23 protein-coding genes are annotated in these 22,983 nt (G+C 69.8%); 10 read left to right on the top strand and 13 right to left on the bottom strand.

The window, feature by feature from the left end:
- Window positions 1–30: 30 nt before the first annotated feature.
- Both purE and ACFORO_RS21970 read right to left on the bottom strand, forming a co-directional pair.
- Complete coding sequence (purE, locus tag ACFORO_RS21975; protein WP_101435814.1) at window positions 31–528, bottom strand: 5-(carboxyamino)imidazole ribonucleotide mutase; 498 nt, start codon at window positions 526–528, stop codon at window positions 31–33.
- 11 nt (window positions 529–539) lie between these two features.
- Window positions 540–1,724, bottom strand: coding sequence for a 5-(carboxyamino)imidazole ribonucleotide synthase (locus tag ACFORO_RS21970; RefSeq protein ID WP_377874438.1), 1,185 nt, complete (start codon window positions 1,722–1,724; stop codon window positions 540–542).
- 671 nt (window positions 1,725–2,395) lie between these two features.
- On the opposite strand from ACFORO_RS21970, the gene ACFORO_RS21965 reads away from it, so the two are divergent.
- Window positions 2,396–2,758 carry a hypothetical protein gene (locus ACFORO_RS21965; protein ID WP_377874436.1) on the top strand — a complete coding sequence of 121 codons (363 nt, stop codon included), beginning with the start codon at window positions 2,396–2,398 and terminating at the stop codon, window positions 2,756–2,758.
- Between the two features lie 167 nt (window positions 2,759–2,925).
- Here the strand turns inward: ACFORO_RS21965 and ACFORO_RS21960 are convergent, their stop codons facing one another.
- Window positions 2,926–4,269 (bottom strand): glycosyltransferase 87 family protein, encoded by a 1,344-nt coding sequence (locus ACFORO_RS21960; RefSeq protein ID WP_377874434.1) that lies wholly within the window; start codon window positions 4,267–4,269, stop codon window positions 2,926–2,928.
- Window positions 4,270–4,322: 53 nt separating this feature from the next.
- Window positions 4,323–5,174 carry a hypothetical protein gene (locus tag ACFORO_RS21955; RefSeq protein WP_162834763.1) on the bottom strand — a complete coding sequence of 284 codons (852 nt, stop codon included), beginning with the start codon at window positions 5,172–5,174 and terminating at the stop codon, window positions 4,323–4,325.
- 256 nt (window positions 5,175–5,430) lie between these two features.
- On the opposite strand from ACFORO_RS21955, the gene ACFORO_RS21950 reads away from it, so the two are divergent.
- From ACFORO_RS21950 to ACFORO_RS21935, 4 genes are read left to right on the top strand one after another with little or no spacing between them, the layout of a single operon-like run.
- Window positions 5,431–7,692, top strand: a complete 2,262-nt coding sequence (locus tag ACFORO_RS21950) for a sigma-70 family RNA polymerase sigma factor (RefSeq protein WP_377874432.1) — start codon at window positions 5,431–5,433, stop codon at window positions 7,690–7,692.
- Window positions 7,693–7,702: 10 nt separating this feature from the next.
- Window positions 7,703–8,203 carry a GtrA family protein gene (locus ACFORO_RS21945; RefSeq protein ID WP_377874430.1) on the top strand — a complete coding sequence of 167 codons (501 nt, stop codon included), beginning with the start codon at window positions 7,703–7,705 and terminating at the stop codon, window positions 8,201–8,203.
- 37 nt (window positions 8,204–8,240) lie between these two features.
- Entirely contained in the window at window positions 8,241–8,765 is a 525-nt protein-coding gene (locus tag ACFORO_RS21940; protein WP_344288785.1) for a GtrA family protein, read from the top strand.
- Window positions 8,762–9,472: an HAD family hydrolase gene (locus ACFORO_RS21935; RefSeq protein WP_377874427.1), complete on the top strand. Its 711-nt coding sequence runs from the start codon at window positions 8,762–8,764 to the stop codon at window positions 9,470–9,472. Before ACFORO_RS21940 ends, ACFORO_RS21935 begins: the two co-directional genes overlap by 4 nt.
- On the opposite strand, the gene ACFORO_RS21930 is transcribed toward ACFORO_RS21935, so the two are convergent.
- Both ACFORO_RS21930 and ACFORO_RS21925 read right to left on the bottom strand, forming a co-directional pair.
- On the bottom strand, window positions 9,396–10,679 hold the full coding sequence (locus tag ACFORO_RS21930) for an ATP-binding protein (RefSeq protein ID WP_354745434.1): 1,284 nt from the start codon (window positions 10,677–10,679) through the stop codon (window positions 9,396–9,398). The genes ACFORO_RS21935 and ACFORO_RS21930 overlap by 77 nt on opposite strands.
- A gap of 12 nt (window positions 10,680–10,691) precedes the next feature.
- Entirely contained in the window at window positions 10,692–11,393 is a 702-nt protein-coding gene (locus tag ACFORO_RS21925; protein ID WP_009072764.1) for a response regulator transcription factor, read from the bottom strand.
- A gap of 42 nt (window positions 11,394–11,435) precedes the next feature.
- Between ACFORO_RS21925 and hisN the strand changes: the two genes are divergently transcribed.
- Window positions 11,436–12,227: a histidinol-phosphatase gene (hisN, locus tag ACFORO_RS21920; protein ID WP_377874425.1), complete on the top strand. Its 792-nt coding sequence runs from the start codon at window positions 11,436–11,438 to the stop codon at window positions 12,225–12,227.
- Here hisN and ACFORO_RS21915 read toward each other — a convergent pair.
- From ACFORO_RS21915 to ACFORO_RS21890, 6 genes are all read right to left on the bottom strand, one after another.
- Window positions 12,221–12,484 carry a hypothetical protein gene (locus ACFORO_RS21915; protein ID WP_377874423.1) on the bottom strand — a complete coding sequence of 88 codons (264 nt, stop codon included), beginning with the start codon at window positions 12,482–12,484 and terminating at the stop codon, window positions 12,221–12,223. The genes hisN and ACFORO_RS21915 overlap by 7 nt on opposite strands.
- Window positions 12,481–13,281, bottom strand: coding sequence for a TNT domain-containing protein (locus ACFORO_RS21910; RefSeq protein ID WP_377874421.1), 801 nt, complete (start codon window positions 13,279–13,281; stop codon window positions 12,481–12,483). Before ACFORO_RS21910 ends, ACFORO_RS21915 begins: the two co-directional genes overlap by 4 nt.
- An 82-nt stretch (window positions 13,282–13,363) precedes the next feature.
- Window positions 13,364–13,942 carry a GNAT family N-acetyltransferase gene (locus ACFORO_RS21905; RefSeq protein WP_377874419.1) on the bottom strand — a complete coding sequence of 193 codons (579 nt, stop codon included), beginning with the start codon at window positions 13,940–13,942 and terminating at the stop codon, window positions 13,364–13,366.
- Window positions 13,932–14,861, bottom strand: coding sequence for a hydroxymethylglutaryl-CoA lyase (locus ACFORO_RS21900; RefSeq protein WP_116204770.1), 930 nt, complete (start codon window positions 14,859–14,861; stop codon window positions 13,932–13,934). Before ACFORO_RS21900 ends, ACFORO_RS21905 begins: the two co-directional genes overlap by 11 nt.
- Before the next feature lies 1 nt (window position 14,862).
- Window positions 14,863–15,438 carry a PH domain-containing protein gene (locus ACFORO_RS21895; RefSeq protein ID WP_354745339.1) on the bottom strand — a complete coding sequence of 192 codons (576 nt, stop codon included), beginning with the start codon at window positions 15,436–15,438 and terminating at the stop codon, window positions 14,863–14,865.
- Between the two features lie 83 nt (window positions 15,439–15,521).
- The gene (locus ACFORO_RS21890; RefSeq protein ID WP_354745338.1) at window positions 15,522–16,331 is read right to left on the bottom strand and encodes a biotin--[acetyl-CoA-carboxylase] ligase; all 810 of its coding nucleotides are present in this window, start codon (window positions 16,329–16,331) and stop codon (window positions 15,522–15,524) included.
- 80 nt (window positions 16,332–16,411) lie between these two features.
- Between ACFORO_RS21890 and ACFORO_RS21885 the strand changes: the two genes are divergently transcribed.
- Both ACFORO_RS21885 and ACFORO_RS21880 read left to right on the top strand, forming a co-directional pair.
- Window positions 16,412–17,518, top strand: coding sequence for a C40 family peptidase (locus tag ACFORO_RS21885; protein ID WP_377874416.1), 1,107 nt, complete (start codon window positions 16,412–16,414; stop codon window positions 17,516–17,518).
- A gap of 325 nt (window positions 17,519–17,843) precedes the next feature.
- Window positions 17,844–18,149, top strand: coding sequence for a hypothetical protein (locus tag ACFORO_RS21880; protein ID WP_377874414.1), 306 nt, complete (start codon window positions 17,844–17,846; stop codon window positions 18,147–18,149).
- Here the strand turns inward: ACFORO_RS21880 and ACFORO_RS21875 are convergent.
- Window positions 18,109–21,036, bottom strand: a complete 2,928-nt coding sequence (locus tag ACFORO_RS21875) for a BTAD domain-containing putative transcriptional regulator (protein WP_377874412.1) — start codon at window positions 21,034–21,036, stop codon at window positions 18,109–18,111. The genes ACFORO_RS21880 and ACFORO_RS21875 overlap by 41 nt on opposite strands.
- 70 nt (window positions 21,037–21,106) lie before the next feature.
- Between ACFORO_RS21875 and ACFORO_RS21870 the strand changes: the two genes are divergently transcribed.
- Both ACFORO_RS21870 and ACFORO_RS21865 read left to right on the top strand, forming a co-directional pair.
- Window positions 21,107–21,967, top strand: coding sequence for an alpha/beta fold hydrolase (locus ACFORO_RS21870; protein ID WP_354745326.1), 861 nt, complete (start codon window positions 21,107–21,109; stop codon window positions 21,965–21,967).
- A gap of 221 nt (window positions 21,968–22,188) precedes the next feature.
- Window positions 22,189–22,938 (top strand): alkaline phosphatase family protein, encoded by a 750-nt coding sequence (locus tag ACFORO_RS21865; RefSeq protein ID WP_446681616.1) that lies wholly within the window; start codon window positions 22,189–22,191, stop codon window positions 22,936–22,938.
- Window positions 22,939–22,983: the final 45 nt, after the last annotated feature.

Here is a 22,983-nt window from a genome sequence, read left to right as displayed (position 1 = left end):
GGATGCCGGTTCCGGACCGGCATCCGCGCGCTACTTGCCCGCTTTTTCGCGGAGTTTGGCGTCCTTGTCGAGCACCAGCTGCTCCAGGTCCTCCTGGAACTGCGTCAGTTTCGCCTGCAGCTGCAGGTCAGCGGCGGCGAGGATGCGGACCGCGAGGAGACCGGCGTTGCGCGCCCCGCCGACGGACACGGTCGCGACCGGGATGCCCGCGGGCATCTGCACGATCGACAGCAGCGAGTCCATGCCGTCCAGGTACTTCAGCGGAACCGGCACGCCGATCACCGGCAGCACCGTCGCCGACGCGACCATGCCCGGCAGGTGCGCGGCGCCGCCCGCGCCCGCGATGATCGTGCGGATGCCCCGGTCGGCCGCGGACTTCGCGTAGTCCAGCATCCGCTGCGGGGTGCGGTGTGCCGAGTAGACGCCGACCTCGTACTCGACGCCGAACTCGTCCAGCGCTTGCCCCGCGGCCTCCATCACCGGCCAGTCGGAGTCGCTGCCCATGATCACGCCCACCTGCGGCGCCATTGTGTTCCCCTTCAGTGGATCTCGTAGCCGTCGAGCCAGACGGCGTGGGACAGCCAGTGCGCGGACAGCAGCGCACGATCGCGCAGGTCGTCCATGCGGTCGCCGACGAAGTTGACGTGCCCGAGCTTGCGGCCCGGCCGGTCCTGCTTGCCGTAGAGGTGGATTTTCACCTCGGGGAACCGCGCGAACAGGTGGTGGACGCGCTCGTCCGGGCTCATCTGCGGCGAGACGTCCGCGCCGAGCACGTTCGCCATCACGCACGCGGGCGCGATCAGGTCGGTGCGGCCGAGCGGGTAGTCCAGGACGCCGCGCAGGTGCTGCTCGAACTGCGAGGTGCGCGAGCCGTCCATGGTCCAGTGGCCGGAGTTGTGCGGGCGCATCGCCAGTTCGTTGACCAGCAGGCCGGTCTCGGTCTCGAACAGTTCGACCGCGAGCAGCCCGGTGACGTCCAGCGTCGACGCGATGCGCAGTGCCAGCTCCTGCGCCTCGTGCACGCGCGACTCGGCCAGCCCCGGCGCGGGGGCGAGGACCTCGGTGTTGATGCCGTTCGTCTGCACGGTCTCGACCACCGGGTACGCCGCGCCCTGGCCGAACGGCGAGCGCGCGACCAGCGCGGACAGCTCGCGCTTCATCGCGACCTTCTCCTCGACCAGCAGCTCGGTGCCTGCTTCGAGGAGTTCGGGAACGGTCTCGCGGGCCTGCTGCGCGGTGTCGAGCATCCAGACGCCCCGGCCGTCGTACCCGCCGCGCGACGCCTTCAGCACCACCGGCCAGCCGTGCTCGCCGCCGAACGTCACCACATCGTCCACAGTGGACACTTCGGCGAACGCGGGGCCGGGCACGCCGAGGCCGGCCATCATCTCGCGCATCACGAGCTTGTTCTGCGCGAACCCGAGCGCGGTGGGCGCGGGGCGGACGACGAAGCCCTCGGTGGCAAGGGTGAGCAGGTGCTCGCCGGGTACGTGCTCGTGGTCGAAGGTGACCACGTCGACCTGGCGGGCGAAGTCGATCAGCGCGTCGAGGTCGGTGTGGTGGCCGAGCACGACGTCGCTGGCCACGAGGGCCGCCGCGTCGCCCTCGTCGGCCGCCAGCACCTTCAGCGACTGGCCGAGGGAAATCGCCGCCTGCTGCGTCATGCGGGCGAGCTGCCCGCCGCCCACCATGCCGACGATGGGAAGACCGGTTCGTTTGTCCATAGCGGAGACCAGGTTACTGGGCGGGAGCTGGCGGACCGTCGGCGACCTGCGGCGGAGGTGGCGGATGGCGGGACGAGGTTGGCGGTTGGGGGCGGGTGGGGTTGGCGGGAACCGGGCGAGGTGGCGTGCACGGCTGGTGGGGCCGGGCGGGCGATGCGCGGGAGGCTCTCGCGCCTCCGCGAGCCGTCCAGCAAACGCGCGGCGAACACGGCTGGCGGGCTCGACGCGGGGGCGGATCGGGGACGGCTGGGATCGATGGGCCGGTCGGCGGGAACCGGCACGCACGCCCGTGGGGCCAGCCGGGCAGCGGCCGGAAGGATCTCGCTCCTGCGGAAGCGTCTCGGCAGAAGCGCGGCGAAGGCGGGGATCGGCTCGCTCAAGCCGAGTCTGCGACCGCTGAGCCGACGACCGCTGAATCAGCGACAGCTGAGCCGACGACAGCTGCATTCACCGGGCGAGAGTCAGCGAAACCGACCGTGACGACGCGCAGTTCCGCCCAACCGGCCTGGCCAACCACCCATGCGCGCCCACTTCCGCCCAACGGGGACCACCGCAACAGTTCCGCCCAAACGGGACCACCACAACAGCGCCCAAGCCTCAACAGCGACACCCCGGCAACACCCAGGCACCGAAACCCCACCTCAACCAGCCCGCTGCAGCAGGATGGCCGGATGGAATCCGTCACTCTCCCGCGTCCGGTTCTTCACGCCCTCCGGCAAGCCAGCCTCCCCGGCGTGGCCACCGGGATGCTCACCGGCGAGACCCGGCCGCTGGCCTTCCCCGCGGGATTCGGCGACGTGCTCGTCTGGCTCTGGAGCACCGACTCCAATTCAGCCGTCGTCTACCTCGCCGAGCTGATGAAGCAACTCCGCGAACGGCACCCGCTCGCCAGGACCGTCACGCCGCCCTTCCGGTTCGACGAGTTGCTCACCGCAGCACGCGACTGTCTTCCGGACGACTTCGCACACGCCGATCTGCTGATCCAGTACACCCGCACCGCGCTGGGCGACTTCTACGGCGGTCAAGCGGGGTAACAAAAGCTCACTATTCGGTTGATCTGCCCGGGCAAACGCCGGATCAGAACGAAGGCCGTGCCCGTCCGCGAGTCAGGCTCCGGACGGCCGCGTAACCACCGCGATCCAGACAGTAATCGCCACCACCGACAAAAACCGTGAGCAAGCCTCCGACCAGCGCAAAGAGGCTACGGAGAATCCACAGACTCGCGCCGAGCCCGGTTGCGAGCACGCCGCTGCAGACCCCACCGCAGGACCAGCGCCACCGCCAGGACCACCGGCATCAGGATGTAAGCGTCGCCAAGAATGTTCTGCCACACCTTCCAATGCAGCTCGACATTCCGGCCGTTCGGCAAGATCAACAACACGCAGCTGACGAACACGAACGCCACCAGGAACGTCCCCAGCCACCGTTTCCACGCGGTCGCCGGGGTCGTTTTCGGCAGCCTGGACACCAGGAGCACGACCAGCGGCGCGACCCAGACCCAGTGGTGCGTCCAGGAAATCGGCGAGATCAGCAAGATCCAGAACGCCGTGACGAGCAGCGCGGCCAGCGCCTGCCCGCGCCGGTGGAAGCGGAACATCAGCCACAGCGCCGGAATCGCCAGCACCAGGCCGATGACGGTCGCCGCGCTCGAGGCCCACGGGGCCAGGTCCGTGGCGCGGTTCATCAGGGCGTTCAGGGACTGGTTGCCCGCCCAGTGCACCGGGCCGATCCGGCCGGTGTCGGGCAGCGTTTTGGTCCAGTATTTCCACGAATCGTGCGGGTTGATCAGGAACAGCAGCGCCTGCATTCCGACGAAAGTCGCCAATCCGCGCAAAGCGTCTTTCCAGCGGCCGGTGACGAGCAGATGGCCGAGAAAGACGATGGGCGTCAGCTTGATCGCGGCCGCGAGCCCGACGAGCACGCCGCCCCAGCGGCTGCCGCGCGCGCCGATGACGAGCATGTCCAGCAGGACCATCGCCATCAGGATCAGGTTGATCTGCCCGAGGAAGATCGTCCGCCACACCGGTTCCAGGCCGAGGAAGACCAGGAAGAACACGATGGTCGACCGCGCGGGCGAGGCCCACCAGCGGGGTCCGTCGGCGGCCGGGCGGGGCAGTGCGCCGATCGCGATCCGCACCGACAGCGCGAGCGCGCCTAGCGACACCACGGTCAGGAAACCCCACGCGACCTGCACCGGAACGAGCGCGAGCGGCGCGAACAGCAGCGCCGCCGTCGGCGGGTAGGTGAACGGCAGCAGCGCCCAGCCCGGCTCGGTGGGCAGCGTGTTCGCGTCGTAGAGGTTGTCCCCGCGCAGCAGCTGCAGCGCGCCTGCCCGGTAGACGGCGCTGTCCACGCCGAGGTTCCAGTCGTGCGTCCAGCCCCAGAACCCCACCGCGATCGCGAGCAGCGGGAACACCGCGAAGATGAGCATCGAACGCGGGCGCACGGAGAGCCGTGCCAGAGATCGGCGCAGAGCCAGCCGGGGCTGCCCGGATCGATTCACCGGAGCTTCGCCGTCGGCAGCGGAGGGTACGGTCCTGGTCACCACACCAGGAAAGCACGAACGCGGGAATGCTGGTCGGGAAGGGGGACCGGGGCTCAGCTGTGCGCCAGTTCCGTCAGCAGTTCGCAGGCCCGGTCGTGGGTCCCCGGAAGCCGCACCGCCGACACGAGCGGACGGGCGACGTCGCGCAGCTGCGGATCCACCGAAAGGCGTTCGTTGAGCGCCCTTCGCAACGCGACCCCGCGCGTGGCCAGGCGTTCGTTGCGTTCGGCCAGCACCGCGACCGCGGACGGACCGATCGTCGCGTAGCACTCGCCGGTGTCGAACACGGCTCGGACGGCGTCCGCGGCGAGGATCATCGCGGTCAGCCGAGGCCAGCCGGAAACCGCCGTCAGGTCCAGCGACACGGTGAGCAGCACGTTCGCTTCGTTGACGCCGCCGCGGTAGATCTCGCCGAGCCTCGTCCGCAGGTACGCCGCGGACGGCAGGCCGGTGAGCGGGTCGGTGACCTCGGTGTGCACGAGCTGGTCGGTGGCGACATCGGCCCAGGCCAGCGCGGTTACGCGGAGCAGCCGGGCCGGAGTGGCGTCGACGTCCGGCGAGACGAATCCGTCGATCGCGTCCGGGTCGGCGAGCACCGCGTGCAGTGCGGCCAGGTCGGACAGCGTTTCCGACAGCCCCGCTCCCGCCGCGGCCCGCGCCCGGCCCAGTCCGGCCAGCGCGTTTTCCGCGCCGGTCGAGCCGTGCCGCACGACTGCCGCGCACACCGCGTCCACTTCGGGCAATGCCCAGTCGCTCGGGAAACGCCAGCCGGCCGCGAGGCTGGCTGTTCGCCAGCGAGCTCGCAATGCCCGCAAATGGCGGTCCCGCTCGAACCTCGCACGCGTCTCGTCCCCCGACGAGTCGCCTGCGGAGCCGAACCGCGCCCCGGTCGCCGGTACGTCCACCGAACCCCCAGCTCCTTCCGGTACGTGTCGATCTTGTTCCCCAATCACGGAGGGGACGCGGCGGCACTCCCCTCGTGACGCGTTTTCCCCGATCTTTTTCGGCTAATCACCAGACGAGGAGGTGAACTTGCTGCTCCTACTGAGCCATCTGACGGACCACGGCGTGACGAGTGTCGCCGCATCCGTCACACTTGGTGTGCGTTGTAGGGAGTAAGGCGCGTGGAGTCCGCCGCGCGCGCAGCCTTAAAGGAGCCCCGTGTCCACCGTTCCCGCCGATCTCTCCGGTAAGAGTGACGCCGAGCTGATCGCAGAGGTGCGCGCGGGAAAGATCGCGTCCTACGGTCCGCTCTACGAGCGGCACAGCGGCGCCGCGCACAACCTCGCCCGCCAGCTCGCGCGGTCCAGCTCGGAGGCCGACGACCTCGTGTCGGAGGCGTTCTCGAAGGTTCTGGACACGCTGCGTGGCGGAAAGGGCCCGGACAGCGCCTTCCGCGCGTATTTGCTTACCGCGCTGCGGCACACCGCGTATGACAAGACCCGCCGCGACCGCCGGATCGACCTCAACGAGGACATGAGCGACGTCGGCGGGACCGCCGGCGAGGCGCTCACCGTGCCGTTCTCGGACACCGCCGTCGCGGGCCTCGAGCGCACGATGGCCGCGAAAGCGTTCGCGCGGCTGCCGGAACGCTGGCAGGCAGTGCTGTGGCACACCGAAATCGAGCAGCAGAGCCCGGCTGAAGTCGCGCCGCTGCTCGGGCTGACCGCGAACGGCGTGTCCGCGCTTGCCTACCGCGCCCGGGAAGGGCTCCGGCAGGCTTATCTGCAGGTCCACCTGCAGGAGAACGGTGCGGACCGCTGCCGCGCGACGGCCGAGCGGCTCGGTGCCTGGACGCGCGACGGACTGTCCAAGCGCGAACGCTCGCAGGTCGAAAACCACCTCGACGAATGCGACGAATGCCGCATGCTGGCGGCCGAACTGGCCGACGTCAACGGCAGCCTGCGCGCGATCATCGCCCCGATCGTCCTGGGCGGTGCCGCTCTCGGGTACCTGGCCACGATCGGTGCGGCCAAGGCGAGCGCGGCTACCGCCGGTGCCGCCGCGGTCGGTGCTGGCGCGGCTGCGGCAGGCGGAGCCAAGGCCGGTGCGGCGGCAGCCGCGTCCGCGCCTCGGCAGTTCGCTGGCGTTGCGATGTCCGGGGCCGCGATGGTGGCCGCGGTTGCTGTTGCCCTGGCCGCTGGTGGTGGGACGCAGACCATTCCGGCCGCTCAGCAGGCGCCCGCGCCGCCGGCCGCCGCGCCCGCACCTGCGCCGAAGCCCGCTCCCCCGGCTCCTCCGGCCGCGCCTCCGGCACCGCAGGCCCCGCCGCCTGCTCAGCCCGCGCCTCCGGCTGTGCCGCCGCCTGCGGCACCTCCGGCCGCGCCGCCGGCGCAGCCGCCAGCCCAGAACCCGCCTGCCGGGACTCCGCAGCTGTCCACGTCCCTGCCGCCCAACGGGGTGGAGCTCCAGCCGGGCGGCGGGCCGGTCGCGTTGCCGATCACCGTGCGCAACAGCGGCAACTCCGTGTCCGATCCCGTTCAGGCGACCTTGGGCCTGCCGTCTGGCGTGCGGGCCGTCCAGGCGAACGGTGGCGGCGCGGCGGGCGCGTACTCCAGCGAGGCGGCCGCACAGTCCGGCCCGATGCAGGTCGCGTGCCCAGGCGGCACGGGCACGGTCACGTGCAAGACCGGCAGCGGGTTGCAGCCTGGCCAGTCTGCTGTGCTGATGTTCCGGTTGCAGGCGGACGAGAACGCGAAGGGCGGCGAAGTGACCGGTTCGGTCACTGCGGGTGCTTCGATGAAGGTCGACGTCAATGTCCGGGTGAAGGTCAATCCCCCGAAGGACGCCCTGTCGCTGTCCGCCAACGCATTCGGCCTGCCATGGAAGCTGCGTCCGGAGATCCGTGCCGAGGCGAAGAACACCGGACAGAGCACGAAACCTGTCACGGTCACCTTCGACCACAGTGCGACGGGGCCGTTCAGCGTCAAGCGGTTCGAGTGCACGTCCACCGATTCGAGCTTGAGCTGCACCAGTGTCAAGCCACTGCTTCCGGGCGAGACGGCGGAGCTGTGGGTCGCCGTGGACCGCGAGCCATTCGAAGGCCCGCTCACCGTCACGGTCAACGCGTCGCTCGGCAACGCTTCGGCTAAACCGGTGCCGGTGCCGCTCGGCTGCTGGTTGAACATGTGCCACGACCCGACGATCGGGCCGTGGTCGTCCACATCGGTGCCGCTGCCGCCGACCTCGACCTCGAAGAGCCACACGCCGAGTTCGTCGAAGCATCCGAAGCCGAGCACCGCCCCGCCGACCTCGACGTCTCCCGACGACGAGACCCCGGACCCGACGTCCAGCAGCCCGGCCGCCACCACGAGCGCGCCGCCGGACCCCAGTTCGAACGGCAAGCCCGGCAAACCCGGTAACCACGACAACCGTCCGCCGTCGGTCGAACCCCGGGGGTTCTTCGGCTGGTTCACGGAGTAGCGTCCGCCAGGTGCGCGAACTCCTGGCGAAGCACCGTGAGCTGGTCCGTTTCGCCCTGGTCGGCGGCACGAGCTTCGTCATCACGCTGACGATCACGTACGTCCTGAAGTTCACCGTGCTGCGGACCCATCCGGTCACCGCGCTGATCGTCGGTGTGCTGGTCGCCACGATCTTTTCCTACGTCGCGAATCGGGAGTGGGCGTTCCGCACTCGCGGCGGACGGGAACGCGCGCACGAGGCCGCGCTGTTTTTCCTGATCAGCGGGGTCGCGCTCGGGCTGAACGCGTTGCCGCAGTGGGTTTCGCGGTATGTGCTGGACCTGCAGGTGCCGCACGTGAGCCTGGTCGGCCAGGAGTCCGCCGACTTCGTGAGCGGGATGATCATCGGCACTCTGCTCGGGACGCTGTTCCGCTGGTGGGCGTTCAAGAAGTGGGTTTTTCCTACGGAGGGCGCCCGGACGGACCCGGGGCGGAATGACAATCCGGATATTCCGGACCGTAAGGCCGCCTGAGACCTGCCGTGACCTCGAATTCTCTAGACTGCGATACGTGACCGTCGTCGAAACCGTGCTCGCCCGCACCCCCGAGCCGTTGCGCTCCGTGCTCGTGAAGCACCGGGAGCTGCTGAAGTTCGCGATCGTGGGCGGCACGACCTTCCTGGTCGACAACGGCGTCTGGTACCTGCTGAAGCTCAGCGTGCTGGAGTCGAAACCGACCACGGCGAAGGCGATCGCGATCATCGTCGCGACGATCGTGTCGTACGTCCTCAACCGCGAATGGTCGTTCCGCACCCGCGGCGGCCGCGAACGCGCGCACGAGGCGACGCTGTTCTTCGTGATCAGCGGCGTCGCGGTGGTGGTGAACCTCATTCCGCTGCTGATCTCGCGCTATTGGCTGCACCTGGAAGTGCCGAACGTGTCGCGCTTCGTGCAGGAGGTCGCGGACTTCGCGAGCGGGTCGATCATCGGCATGCTGCTGGCGATGGTGTTCCGGTTCTGGGGGTTCAAGAAGTGGGTTTTCCCGGATGAGCTGGGGGAACGGCGCAAGGACGGGGTTACCCGGCTTCCCCGGTGACCCGGCTGGCGCTGGTCGACCTTGACGACACGCTGACCGATCTCAGCGGGGCGTTTTCCCGCTGGACCACGGAATTCGCTTCCCAGCACCGGCTCCCCGACGACGCGGCGGCCTGGCTGATCGCCGCGCGGCGCGAAGGTCCGCTGGACCGGTTCTTCGCCGAGGTGCGGCAGAAGTTCGACTTGGCCGAGCCAGCTGACCAGCTTTGGGCGAACTATCGCGCGAGAATCCCGCACCTGGTGCAGCTCTACCCGGACGTGCTGGACGACCTCGGTTCCCTGCGTGCCACCGGATGGCGAATCGGCATTGTCACCAATGGGATACGGGACAACCAGCTAGCGAAACTCCAGCGCACCGGTCTCGCCGAAGCGGTCGACGGTTACTGCATTTCCGACGCCGTAGGACTGCGCAAACCGGATCCGCGCATCTTTCGTCGAGCCGCGCAAAACTGCGGAACCACGTTGTCACCCGACGATTGGCTCATCGGCGACAGTCCCCACCTCGACATCGCAGGCGGGCATAGCGCCGGAATTCGCACCGTCTGGATCAGCCACCACCGCACCTGGCCGCAAGATCAGCAACCGCCCCACCGCACCGCAACCGACCTGCGGCAAGCTGTCCGCATCCTCCTCAACGAGGAACCGGCTCCGCGGGCCACCGTAATTCCCCCACCTCATCCGGGCGCGGGACCTTCAAGAACAGGCTGAAAATCGCCGGGCGCTTATTCGACAGTTCCAGCCGCCCGCCATCCGCCTCGACAAGAGCACGCGCCAAAGCCAAACCGACCCCAGTCGAACCCCCGCCAGAAAAACCGCGTTCGAAAATGTGCGGCGCGATTTCGTCCGGCACGCCAGAGCCGGTGTCCGCGACCTCGATCACCACGGTCCCCTCCGCATCGCCGCGGCGGGCGGACAGCGTGACGGTCCCCGCACCGTGGCGGAGGGCGTTGTCCAGCAGTACCCCGATCACCTCGCGCAGCCGCGCCGGGGTCACGCGCACCATCAAGCCGTCGGCGACCTTCAGCCGCAAGTTCCGGCCCTCGACTCGCAGCAGCTGACGCCATTCCTCCGCGACCGCGGGCAGCGTCACCGGCAGATCGACGGGCTCGGCATCTACCTCGCGGGCGGCGCGGGCGGCGGCCAGAAGCTCATCCAGGGCTTGGGCTAGGCGGTCGGCTTGTTCCTGCGCGGCCCGGGATTCCTCCGCGACGTCTGGGTCTTCATGGCCGGTCAGAGGTTCCAACCGGAGCTGCAGAGCGGTCAACCGGCTCCGCAGCTGGTGCGAGACGTCCCCGACCAGCTGCCGTTCCCGCTGCACGAGCTGTGCCAAGGCGGACCCGGACGTGTCCAAGGCTTCAGCGACCATGTCCAGTTCGGCCACGCGATACCGGCTCGGGTCGGGGCGGAAATCGCCGCCGCCCAGGCGGGACGCGCGGTCTGCGACGTGCCGCAGCGGTTTCGCCAGGCGGCGGGCGGTCACTGTCGCCACCACCGTGCCGGTACCGACCGACAGGACCACCAGCAGCACGACCAGCAGCGTCACCTGAGTCTGCTTCGTGCGAACCGGACCGCTCGGGATCGCCAGCATTACCGTGCCGCTGCGGGCGGTCGGGACTGATTCGACCACTGGGTCCGGGCCGGGGTTCGCGCCGAGGTGTTTCTCGCTGAAGCCCTCGGCGCGCACGATCAGCATGCCGCCCTCGGGAACGCCGACCCGAAACTGCTCCAGGTCGATTTCCTGGCCGTTCGCGACCTGCGTATCGACCGTCGCGGCGATGTTGCGGGCCCGTTCGGCCAGGCTTTCCCGGTTGAGGTTCTCCACCAGCCGCCACGCGGTGACGCCGAGCGGGATGCCCAGCACGGCCGCGGTGACCAGCACGGCGAGGAGGATCGCCAGCAGGATCCGGCGGCGCATGCTCATCGGCGGCTACTCGACATTGAACCGGAACCCCACGCCGCGCACGGTCGCGATGCGCCGTTCGGCGTCGGAGTGCGCCGGTTTCGCCTGCCTGCCCGCCGCCTCGTCGGCGGCGACCGCGAGTTTGCGGCGCAGCCAGGACATGTGCATGTCGAGGGTCTTCGACGTCTTGGACTCCAGGTCGTTCCACACCTCGGCGAGGATCTCGTCGCGGCTGACGACCTGCCCGGCCCGGCTCATCAGCACGCGCAGCAGCTCGAACTCCTTGTTCGCCAGCTGCACCTCGTGGGAGTCCACTGTGACCAGTCGCGCGCCGAGATCCATCCGGACGCCGCCCGCTTCCAGCACCTCCGGCACCCGGCGGCGCAGCAGCGCGCGGATCCGCGCGAGAAGTTCCGCGAGGCGGAACGGCTTGGCGACGTAATCGTCCGCGCCCGCGTCGAGGCCGACGACGAAATCGACCTCGTCGGTACGCGCGGTGAGCATCAGGACCGGCAGTTCGGTGCCGCTCGCGCGCAGTCTGCGGCACACCTCCAGCCCGTCCATCCCGGGCAGCCCGAGATCGAGCACGAGCAGGTCGACGCGGTGCGCGGCGGTCGCGGCGAGCACCGCCGGCCCGTCGGTGACGACCTCGATCTCGTACCCCTCCCGGTGCAGCGCGCGGGACAGCGGCTCGGCGATGGCCGGATCGTCTTCGGCAAGTAGGACCATGCTCACCTGGCCAACCTTACGGCGCACGGGCGTGAAACCATCGTGACCGTGCCTGCCTACTCGGATGACCTCGTTCTCGCCACCCGGCTGGCGGACGCCGCCGACGCGCTGACCACTGCCCGTTTCCGTGCGCTCGACCTCGCGGTGTCCGCGAAACCGGACCGCACTCCGGTGACCGACGCCGACACCGCCGTGGAGGACGCGATCCGCGAAATCCTCGCCGCGGAACGGCCCGGCGACGCGGTCGCGGGCGAGGAACGCGGCGGCACCGCGGGCAGCGAAGGCCGCGCGTGGGTGATCGACCCGATCGACGGGACCAAGAACTTCCTGCGCGGCGTCCCGGTGTGGGCGACGCTGATCGCGCTCGTCGAGGACGGCACTCCGGTGGTCGGCATGATCAGCGCGCCGTTGCTGGGCCGTCGTTGGTGGGCCGCTCGGGGCGAAGGCGCGCACTTGCGCGACGCGGCGGGCGAACGGCGCATGTCGGTGTCGAAGGTGGCGACGCTCGGCGACGCCTATCTGTCCACGACGGACTTGAACAGCTGGACCGAGTACCGCTCCCGCGAGAGGTACCTCGCGCTCACCGAGGCGTGCTGGGAGTCGCGCGCGTTCGGCGATTTCTGGAGCCACTGCCTCGTCGCCGAGGGCGCGATGGACGTCGCGGCCGAGTGCATCGTGAACCCGTGGGACGTCGCCGCCGCGCAGGTGATCGTGACCGAGGCGGGCGGCCGGTTCACCGACCTTTCCGGCGCGGAGACCTACGAAGGCGGCTCAGCGCTGTCCACGAACGGCCTCCTGCACGACGAGGCGCTGGCGATCCTGCGCCGTCAGTGAGCGCCGGGCAGCACGCCGACCGCGCCGCGCGCCACCTGTGACCAGGTCAGCCTGCCGAAGAGGTAGTGGCAGGCGACCTGCTCGGAGGTGAACGCGGCCCAGTCGTAGCGGTTGCCCTGCTCGCGCCAGAACACTTCCCAGCCGCCGTCCGCAGTCGGCAGCAGGCACCACGTGTTGTCCGCTTCCCGGCCGATCGACACGACTTCCTCGGGCACCCCGATGACGTCCAGCCATTTCCGGATCGATTGGCTGTTCATCGTGCCTCCCGCGTGACATCAACCAGGAATCCCAGCGTGACCAGTTCGTCCGCGGAGAGCACCGCACGGTAGCGGATTCCGCCGCCCGGCCCGTCGAACCACTCCGCCGACGTGGCTTGCCACACCGGCATCGGCTTCAGCACGCGATAACGGCGGTAGCCGGAACGCAGCGCGGCGGGCGGCAAAGCGCGCTCCGCGAACGGCGTGCCGTCCGGCGCGAACACCCGGCCGTGGTCGCTGCCGAAGCGGTCCAGCAGCGTGTTTTCCGGCAATACCACCGGATTCGGCTCTTCGACGCAGCCCTCCGCGGGCGGCCACACGTACTCGGCGCCGACCACGAATCGGCGCTCCCACTCCGGACCCGCTGGCGGCGCATAGCCTTCAGTGACCGCCTGGGGCGGCTCCGGATCGACCGGCGGCGCGGGCGAACGACGAAAGCCCTGTTTGACGTATCCGAGCACCGCCGTGTCATCGAGCAGCGCCGATTCCGGATGGTCGAACAGCGGACGCCGGGCGACCCCGTCCGAGGGCAGCGGCAACTGCCGGTCCGGACGGTCCGCGGCCACCGGCAAATGGCCGAGCGGGAACATGTGCACGGCGAACAGCGCCAGCACGCTTTCCCGGTCCGTGCGCGGAGAACCGACCGGCGGACGGCTGTGCGCGGGCAGCACTCCGGTGCCCGTTGGCGGGGTGGGCACCTCGTCGAAGCCGCGCTCGAGCAACCCGCCGTATTGCGCGGGCACGCGCACCGGGCCGGTGGCGACGTCGGTGTCTGCGGGTTCGGGTCGGTCGGACACTGGCACCCTCTTCTCGGTCGTGCCGGCACCGGGTCGGACGCTCGCTCGCGCCGGAAGGTTCCGGGCGAGCGGGAAACCCACCTTATCGGGCGACGGGGATGCGCCGCCGCACCAACGCGCGGGCCAGGCCGCGCTTCTCGACCGCCTCGAAGCCCGCGTCGGTGAACATGCCGGTGGAGCCGTGATAGAGGTCCGCGGAGGTCGTCCGAGGTCCGGCCTCCACCGGATATCCCTCGACGCTTTCCGCGCCCTGTTCGGCTGCGTAGTCCACGGCGGCCCGCAGCAACGCCGTCGCCAGCCCGCGCCGACGGCCGCGCCGGTGGATGTAGAAGCAGGTGATCGACCAGACCGCGCCGGGTTCGTCCGACGCCATCACGCGCGACCGCGCCAGCCGCGGATTGTCCTTCCGCGGCGACACGGCCACCCAGCCGAGCGGTTCACCGTCGATGATTCCCAGCAGCCCCAACGGTTTCCCGTCCTGAGCCTCGCTCCGGACGTGCTCCTTGCGGCCCTCGCGGCCGACGGCCTTGTAGTCCGGACCGCTGAGCCGGAAGAACGAACACCAGCAGCCGCCCTGCACCCCGCCCGGACCGAAGAGCCGCTCGAACAACGCCCACGTCTCCGCCCCGAGCGGGACGAACTCGACGACGCTATCCGGCAAGCGCGTTCACGACCCGCGACGGCGACGGACGGCCCAGCTGCCCGGCCATCCACACGCTGGTCTCCACCAGCTTGCCGAGGTCGACGCCGTGCTCCACGCCCAGTCCTTCCAGCAGCCAGACCAGGTCCTCGGTCGCCAGGTTGCCGGTCGCCGACTCGGCGTACGGGCAGCCGCCGAGACCGCCGGCCGACGAGTCCACAGTGGACACCCCGGCGCGGAGCGCGGCCTCGGTGTTGGCCAGCGCCTGGCCGTAGGTGTCGTGGAAGTGCACGGCGAGCGCCGAAGTATCGCCGAAGGCCTCGATCAGCCGGGTGACCTGGTTCGTGGTGGCGACGCCGATGGTGTCGCCGAGCGAGAGCTGCGAGCAGCCGAAGTCGAGCAGCCGCTTGCCCGCGCGCACGACCTGCTCCGCCGCGACCACGCCTTCCCACGGGTCGCCGAAGCACATCGAGAGGTAGCCGCGGACCTCGAGGCCCTCCTTGCGGGCCCGCGTGACCACCGGTTCGAACATGGCGAACTGGTCGTCGAACGTGGAGTTCAGGTTGCGCTGGGCGAAGGTCTCGGTGGCGCTGGCGAAGATCGCGATGTGGTCGACGCCCGCGTCGAGCGCGCGGTTGAGGCCGCGGTCGTTCGGCACCAGCACCGGATACCGGACGCCGTCGTGCCGGTCGAGCCCGGCGAGCAGCTGTTCGGCGTCGGCGAGCTGCGGCACCCACTTCGGGTGCACGAAGCTGGTCGCCTCGAGAGTGGTCAGCCCGGCTCCGGCGAGCCGGTCCAGGAATTCGAGCTTGACCTCGACCGGCACGACCGAGCCCTCGTTCTGCAGCCCGTCGCGCGCCCCGACCTCCCAGATCTCGACCCGCGGCGGCAATCCGCCCGCGGGGACCCGTTCCGGCAGGCCGACCTCTCGAGCACCCACGTCAGCGTCTCCTTCCGCGCGGTTCCCGGCCGCGCGGGGGCAGAGGTTCGGTGTCCTGCGGACCGGGCGCGCCGTGGTAGTCGTCGTAGGGATTGTCGTTGACTTCGCGGTAAATGACCGTGTGCACGTGCTCGACGTGGGGAATGTCATCGAAGCGCAGCGGCTCGTCCGAGGCCGACTCGATGATGAGCGTGCCGCAGCCGAAGATCCGGTCCATCAGGCCGTGCTCGAACTGCACGCTGTTGATCCGCGACAGCGGGATGTCGATGCCGGTGCGCTTGAGCACGCCCTCGCGCGCGATCAGCCGGTCGGTCGTCACGATGAAGTGCGTCGTGCGCCAGCGGACCAGCGGCGAGAGGAACAGCCACACCACGAAGATCAGCGCCACCACGGCGACAGCGATCATCGTGACGTTGTTCCACGGTCCGGCGAAGTCCTTGGCGAGAACGAACAGCCACACCGCCGCGCCGACGGTGATCACGAACGCCAGGAACGGGAAGATCAGCATCTTGAAGTGCGGGTGGCTGTGCACCACCACGCGCTCGTTCTGGCTGAGCAAATCGTCCGGATAGGCCACGGCGGGCGCTCCCCTGCGAATGTGTGCCGATGAGGTGGATCCACCGTACCGGCGCTGGCCCCGCGCGGGCGCGCCCGTTCCGGTCAAGCCGGGCGGACGTGCACCACATCACCGGCGAAAACGGTCAGCCGCCGCCCGTCGGCGACGTCGACCTGCAACTGGCCGGACGCGTCCAGGTCCGCGGCGCGGCCGGTGAGGGTCGACCCGTCCGGCAGCTGCACCTTGACGTCCTGGCCGAGCGTCGCGCACCGGGCGCGGTAGTCGCCGAGCAGTCCCGCCTCGGTGAGGTCTCCGCCCGCGGTCCGCCAGCGGCGTTCGAGGTCGTCGAACCTGGTCAGCAGGCCGACCGCGATCTCGGTGCGGTCGGTGGTCGTCGCGCCCTGTTCGGCGAGCGAGGTCGCGGGCAGGCCGCCCGGACCCGCTGGGACGTCGTCGCCGAGCGGCAGGACGTTGAGCCCGATGCCCAGCACCACAGCCGCGTCGTCGGTGCCGACGGCCTCGGCGAGGATGCCCGCGCATTTGGCTCGGTCCGGTCCGGCGAGCACGTCGTTAGGCCATTTGAGGGCGACGTCGACGCCCAGATCGGTGGCGAGCGCGTGCACCGCGAGACCAGCGACCACAGACAGTGAGCCGAGCGCGGAGAACGGCACGCCCGCCGGGCGCAGCGCGATGCTCAGGTACAGCCCGGCCCCCTTCGGCGAACTCCACGAACGAGCCCGCCGTCCCACGCCTGCCGTCTGGTGTTCGGCCAGCAAAACGGTCCGGTCCGCCGCGCCTTCGGTGAGGGCTTTCCGCAGGTCAGCGTTGGTGGAACCGGTCGTCTCCACGACGTCGAGGCGGGCGTAGCGGCCGCCGAGTCCGTCCCGCAGCCGCGCCGCGTCGAGTTCAGCCATGTGCCCACAATATGAGAGTCCCCCTAACGTGCAAGCCGTTCGCTCGTTACCCAGAGGTGCGCTCTTCTAGATTGGACGCCGTGACGCCGGAGACCCCCACCGCCGACGCGCCGCAGAAGCCCACTTGGGCTCGTGGCGCGCTGTATCGAGGGCTCGTGGCGTTGCCGCTGGTCGCCGGACTCGCCACCGCGGGTTGGCTAGTCGCCGGACGCGATCAGCCCGCTCCCGTTCCGGCGCAGGCCGCGCTCACCGCGCCAGTGCCGACGCAGACCGTCAGCGGTCCATCGGTGCTGCAGGCGAGCGCCCCGGTGCAAGCGCAGGAACCGGCTCAGGGCGCGGCAGGCGGAGGCGGCGGTCCCGCTCCGCTGCAGAAGTGGGCGGATTCGCTCGCCGGACCGTTGGACATCCCGGCTCCCGCGTTGCTCGGCTACGCGAACGGCGAGCTGACCATGCGCAAGGAGCGCCCGGACTGTCACCTGTCGTGGGTCACCCTGGCGGGCCTCGGCGTCGCCGGAAACAACCACGGCCGCGGCGACGGTGCCGCGATGGGGCTTTCGACGCCGCAGTGGAAGAAGTACGGCGCGCAGATTTCCGGCATCGCGAACCCGGCGCTGTCCGACCCGTCGGCCGCCTCCGTCGCCGCGGGCCGCGCACTGTGCGCGAGCGGCGTCGACCTGTCCGCGGGCAATGGCTGGTGGAAGGCGCTGGCCGGGTATGAGAACGGCAGCGGCATGGAGCTGTTCCGGCAGCGAGTGCTCGGCTACGCCCAGCTGTACGCGACGCTTTCCCTGGACCCGGCGAAGTCGAACGCGCCGTCGGTGCACGCCGCGCGGTTCGCGCTCGGCCAGCTCGGCCTGCCGTACGTGTGGGGCGGCAACGGTCCCGACGCGGGCGCGGCCGGGTTCGACTGCTCGGGTCTCACCAAGGCTTCTTACGACAGCGCCGGGGTTTCCTTGCCGCGCACGGCGGACAGCCAGTTCCGTTCGATGCCGCCGGTTCCCGGCGGGCAGGAACCGCAACTGGGCGATCTCGTCTTTTACGGCAGCCCGGCGCACATCCACCACGTGGGGCTGTATCTCGGGAACGGCCTGATGATCAACGCGCCGACCGAGGGACAGGCGATCCAGATCCACACGTTCCACCGGCCCGGCGACGATTACGCCGGGGCGGGGCGTCCGGCGAACTGACGTCGAGCCTCCGGATCACTGGCAATATTTCCGTTTTCGCACGCAGCGCCCGTCTGTCGCTTATGCTCCGGAGCATTCTTCCTGACGGGAAAGGCACGCCATGTCCGCTCGCATTGTCTCCGTTCTTGCCGTGGGCGCTGCTCTGCTGATCACCAGCTGTTCCGGAGAAAGCGGCGGCACCGCCTCCCCCGCGCCCTCGTCCGCACCCTCCGCCGCGCCCGTGTCTTCTTCGGCTGCAAAGCCCTCACCGTCTACCTCTGCCGCGCCCTCGTCGTCGGTTGCTGAAGCCACCGGTGGTGACGCGGTAGAGCGATACGAAGCCTTCATGCACGCCGCGGGTAAGGAGGACCTCGCGACGGTCTGCGAGATCGCCGGTCCGGCCGCCAAGAAGGCGGAGAACGAGGGCATGGGCCCGTGCGAGAAGACGATGCCGATGGCGTTCCAGCTGATCTCCCCGACCCAGAAGAAGGCCCTGCAGACCGCCATGGTCGACCGGTCCAAGATCAAGGACGGGGCCGACAAGGTCGAGATTCCGGCGAGCGCGGTGAAGGCGTCCGTCAAGTTCGCCAAAAGCGACATCGGCGACGTGGTTATGGAGAAGCGCGGCGGCAAATGGTACGTAGTCGACTGACCCAATGCGCGGCACCGGCGCGGCGGGCTACTTCGGCGGCCTTGCGGTAGTGCTCGTCGGGCGGCAATCCCAGCCGGACGGCCAACTCGCCCAGGTAATAGGCGACTGGCCCTAGTGTCACCACGCCGGAACCGGCACCGGCCAGTTCGTTCTCCGCTGGGATCAGTCGCTCGTACAGCTCGCGCGCGTCTCCGGTCGCGGCAGTGAGGCAAGCGCGCAGTTCCAGGAACAGGTCCGGGCGATCTGGCGGCAGAGTGAAGTCCACGGTGGATTCCAGATCGTGTTGCAGGTAAAGGCAATGCCGGGCCAGCGGCAGCAGGCCACGGTCCACTCCGGACATTCCGCTGCCGGACAACCTGGCCGCGGCGCTGCGATAGGCGGCTTCCGCGGCGGCGACCGGGCCGGTGACGGCCAGGCGGAGCGCGCGGTACCAGTCGGTGAAGACGCTGACGAGCGGGAGGTCGTACTGCTCCCCCAGTCGATCCGCCGCGGTCGCGTGTTTGTCGGCGGCGGCGAAGTCGGCGAGCGCTGAGCGGGCTTGCATCAGCACGAGGTGACCGAGCACTTCGAACGTCACCAATCGGTGCCGGGCAGCGAGTTCGACCAGTTCTTCGCCGATCCTGGCGCGTTCCGGGGCCAGGCCAGCGCGGGTGAAGGTCTGCGTCCAGCGTGCGTTCAACGCCAACGCCAGCAGCGCCGGATCCTCAGCGGACCGCGCCAGTTTCTCCGCTTCGACGGCCGCGTCGTGGGCGCGTTGACCGCCTTCGTTGCGCAATTCCAACGCGATGGTCGCGAGCAGCCGAGCGCGGACGTACGGATCGGTGGCGTGGACGCGTTCGGCGGCGTCGGCGATGCGGCGGGCCAGCGCGGGGTCGTCGTTCTCGGTCCAGATTCCCGGCACGTCGAACGCGGTCAGAACCCGTATGGTCAAAGCGGAATCATCACCGGCGAGGTCCAATGCCTCGGCGCGGTAGCGACGCGCGGCGGCCAACGACCCGGTGAACGCGGACGTCCGGGCCAGGCCCATCAGCAATTCGACGCTACGCGGTCCTTGCGCCAGTGCGGCTTGCCAGAGTCGAAGCGCCTCGTGGGGCGCGAAATCCCATTCGGCGCGTTCCGCTGCTGCTTGCGCATAGGCGGTACCGCGGTCGTCTCCGGCGAGCAGGAAGTGGTGGGCCAGCAAGGAAATCTCGGATGGCCGACGACTCGCCAAAGCCTCGCCGACTTCACGGTGCAGCTGTGCGCGCCGAGCCAGTGAAAGGTCGTCATAAACAGCGTCGCGGACGAGCGCGTGCGCGAACCGGAATGCTCGCGGTCCGCTTTCAGTCAGAAATCCCGCCTGTACAGCGGTTTCCAGCTCGCCGAGGACGTCGCCGAGCAACCCGAGGTCGACGTCTGCGCCGATCACCGCGGCTTTCCCGAGCACCGCGCGCACGTGGTCGGGCAGCGCGGCAATCCGGTTCCGGACGACGTCGCGTACTCCGTCCGGGAGGTCGCCTTCGGCGTCCAAAGCGCGAGCTAGTTCCTTGACGAAGAACGGATTTCCGCCAGACCGTCGATGAATCACCGCGGCGGACTCCGGACCGACCAACTCAGCGACCGCCTCGACCGAAAGCCCGCCGAGATACAGCCGAACCGGGTCGGCGCGCGCGAGCCTGCCCAACGCAGCGGTCAGTTCCGTGGAGACTTCAGTGGTCCGATACGTCGCGATCAACAACACTGGAGCCGCGGTCATCGACGTCAGCAGCGCCAGAGTTTCCTCGCCCGCCCAATGCACATCGTCCAGTACAAGCAGCAGCGGACCCCGGCGGGCCACCTCCGCGATCCGCGCGGTCATCGCCTGATGCCATTCGAACCGCGCCACCGCCGGATCACCGCCCGCGGACCGCGGCGGGACCGGTTCGCCCAGCGCGGCGAGGATCCGCGTCCACGGCCAGGCGGGCGGCACCCCGGCACCGTCCGGATTCGCGCCCCACGCCGTCGTCCAGCCCAGCCGCGCGGCGAATTCCTCGACCAGCGCGGTCTTTCCCGCACCCGCCTCGCCGGACACGAGCACAAGCCGGAATCGCTTGCGGTCAGCCACTTCCGCCGCGACTTCGGCGAGCCGCGTCAGCTCCGCGTCCCGCCCGGCCAACCGGCCGGAAACCGACGGCGCCAATTGCGGAGCCTGCGCGAGAATGTCCTGCTCCACTTGCCGCAACGCCGGTCCAGGGTCAACGCCCAGCTCCGCCGCCAGCCCGGCCCGCGCCCGACGCAACGCGGCAAGCGCATCACCCTGACGTCCGGCGCGGTACAACGCGAGCGCCAGCAGCCGCCACGCTTCCTCGCGCAGCGGATGAGCGTCCACAAGGGACTCCAGATCCGGTACCGCTTCGGCGGCGCGGCCGAGATCCAGCAAGCCAGCCGCCCGCCGTTCCAAGGCGAGCAACCGAAGTTCGTCGAGCCGAGCCCGTTCGGAACGCGCCCACGGTTCGTCGGCGAACTCCGCGTACGGCTCGCCGCGCCACCAGCCGAGCGCCTCGTCCAGCTGCGCGACCGACGGCGTCCCCCGCAGCAAGACCTCGAACCGCCAGGCGTCAACCTGCTCCGGTTCAGCACGCAGCGCATACCCCGGCCCGGCGGTGACCAGCAGTTTCGCGGGCGTCCGCGGCGGGCGGTCCGGCTCCAGCGAACGCCGCAGCGCGCCGACGAAGGTCTGCACCGCGCCGACCGCGCCCGCTCGCGGCTCGGTCCACAACGCGTCGACCAGCGCGTCCGTCGAAACCACCTGTCCGCGGGCGACGAGAAGCCGCGCGAGCACCAAGCGATGCCGCGGCCCGGGCAGCGTCACCGGCCCGCGCGCGTCGTGGGCCGTCAGCGGGCCCAGCACCGAGAACGAAATGGTCATCGGTTCCGTACTGTAATCAGCTCAGTCGGCGCTGATCGGTTGCTGATCGGCCCGGCGCACGCTGGGTCGCATGAACTTCGACTACCAGCGGGTACCCGTCGCGGATGGCGTGTCCCTCAACGTGGCGGTCGCGGGCTCCGGCTCGCCGGTCGTCCTGCTGCACGGCTTCCCGCAGACCCACCTGATGTGGCGGCACGTCGCCGCCGACCTCGCCGCCGACCACACCGTGCTGTGCCCTGACCTGCGCGGCTACGGCGACAGCGACAAGCCCGCCGACACCGGCGAGACCTACTCGAAGCGCACCATGGCCGCCGACGTCGTCGCCCTCGCCCGCGCCTTCGGCCACGAACAGTTCGCGCTGGCCGGGCACGACCGCGGCGCGCTCGTCGCGATCCGCGCCGGCCTCGACCACCCGGATCACGTGTCCCACCTGGCCATCCTCGACGTGCTGCCGACGCTGGACATGTGGGACGTGCTGCACGGCGTCAGCGCGGCGGTCGCCTTCCACCTCTACCTGATGGCGCAGCCGCCCGGCCTTCCCGAGCAGCTGATCAGCGGCGCGCCGGACGCGTTCTTCGGCTACTTCCTCGACCAGTGGGGCGCCGACCCGGAGTCCATTCCGGCCGACGTCCGCGCCCGCTACCTCGAAGCGAGCCGGAACGCGGTCCCGTCGATCGTCGCCGACTACCGCGCCTCCGCGGGCATCGACCTCGAACACGACCGCATCGACCGCGACGCGGGCCGCCAATTGAAGATGCCGACCACGGTCCTGCAGCAGGGCTGGGGCGACGCGCTGGGCTTCGACGCGGCCGCGCTCTGGCGCGCGTGGGCACCGGACTGCGTGCACGAAACCGTACACAGTGGACATTTCATGGCCGAGACTTCCCCTGCCAGCGTTACGAAATCCCTGCGGGACCTGCTCGCACGCTGACCCTTCGAAAGTCGTGCCCCGGACGAGTGGTCGCCAGTAATTCACCCACCGACCGCTCTCCGGGACACCTCCGCCGTGGCACGGTCTATGCCGCTCCCACCTGAGCGCATTTCCCGACCGATCTTGGAGGACCTGTGTTCCGCAAGCGGATCGTGGCCGCCGTCGCGACGGCAATTCTCGGTGCGGCAACCGCCGCCCAACCAGCCTCAGCAGCGGCAACCGTGCCCACCTTCGACCACGTCGTGCTCGTGATGTTCGAGAACGAGTCGTCGACGTCGATCGACTCGACCACCGCGCCTTACTTCGCCTCGCTCGCCGCGCAGGGCGCGAACTTCACCGACTCCCACGCGCTCACGCACCCGAGCCAGCCGAACTACGTCGCGCTGTTCTCGGGCGACACCCAGGGCGTCACCGACGACACCTGCCCGCAAAACCTCGGCGCGGTGGACAACCTCGGTTCGCAGCTCGCCGGCGCGGGGAAGACCTTCACCGGCTACTCCGAGTCCATGCCGTCGGACGGTTACACCGGCTGCTCGTCCGGCGAGTACCGGCGCAAGCACAACAGCTGGGTCGACTTCTCGAACGTGCCCGCGTCGAGCAACGTGCGCTACTCGCAGTTCCCGTCGGACTACTCGCAACTGCCCAGCGTTTCGTTCGTGACGCCGAACATGTGCAACGACATGCACGACTGCTCGGTCGGCACCGGCGACACCTGGCTGAAGAACAACCTCGACGGCTACGCACAGTGGGCTAAAACGCACAACAGCCTGCTGATCGTGACGTTCGACGAGGACGAAGGCACCTCGACGAACCAGATCTACACGAGCTTCACCGGCGCGCACGTGAAGCAAGGGGACTACTCGGAGACGATCAACCACTACACCGTGCTGCGCACCATGGAGGCCGCCAACGGTCTCCCCGGCATCGGCAACGCGGCGAACGAGACGCCGATCTCCGACGCCTGGCAGTGACGCGCGCCGGTCGCGGCCGCCTCGCCGGGGCCGCGACCGGGGTGC

This window comes from Amycolatopsis halotolerans (assembly GCF_042647905.1).
In the GTDB taxonomy this organism is placed as follows: domain Bacteria; phylum Actinomycetota; class Actinomycetes; order Mycobacteriales; family Pseudonocardiaceae; genus Amycolatopsis; species Amycolatopsis halotolerans.
This window is presented reverse-complemented; position numbering and strand designations above follow the sequence as displayed.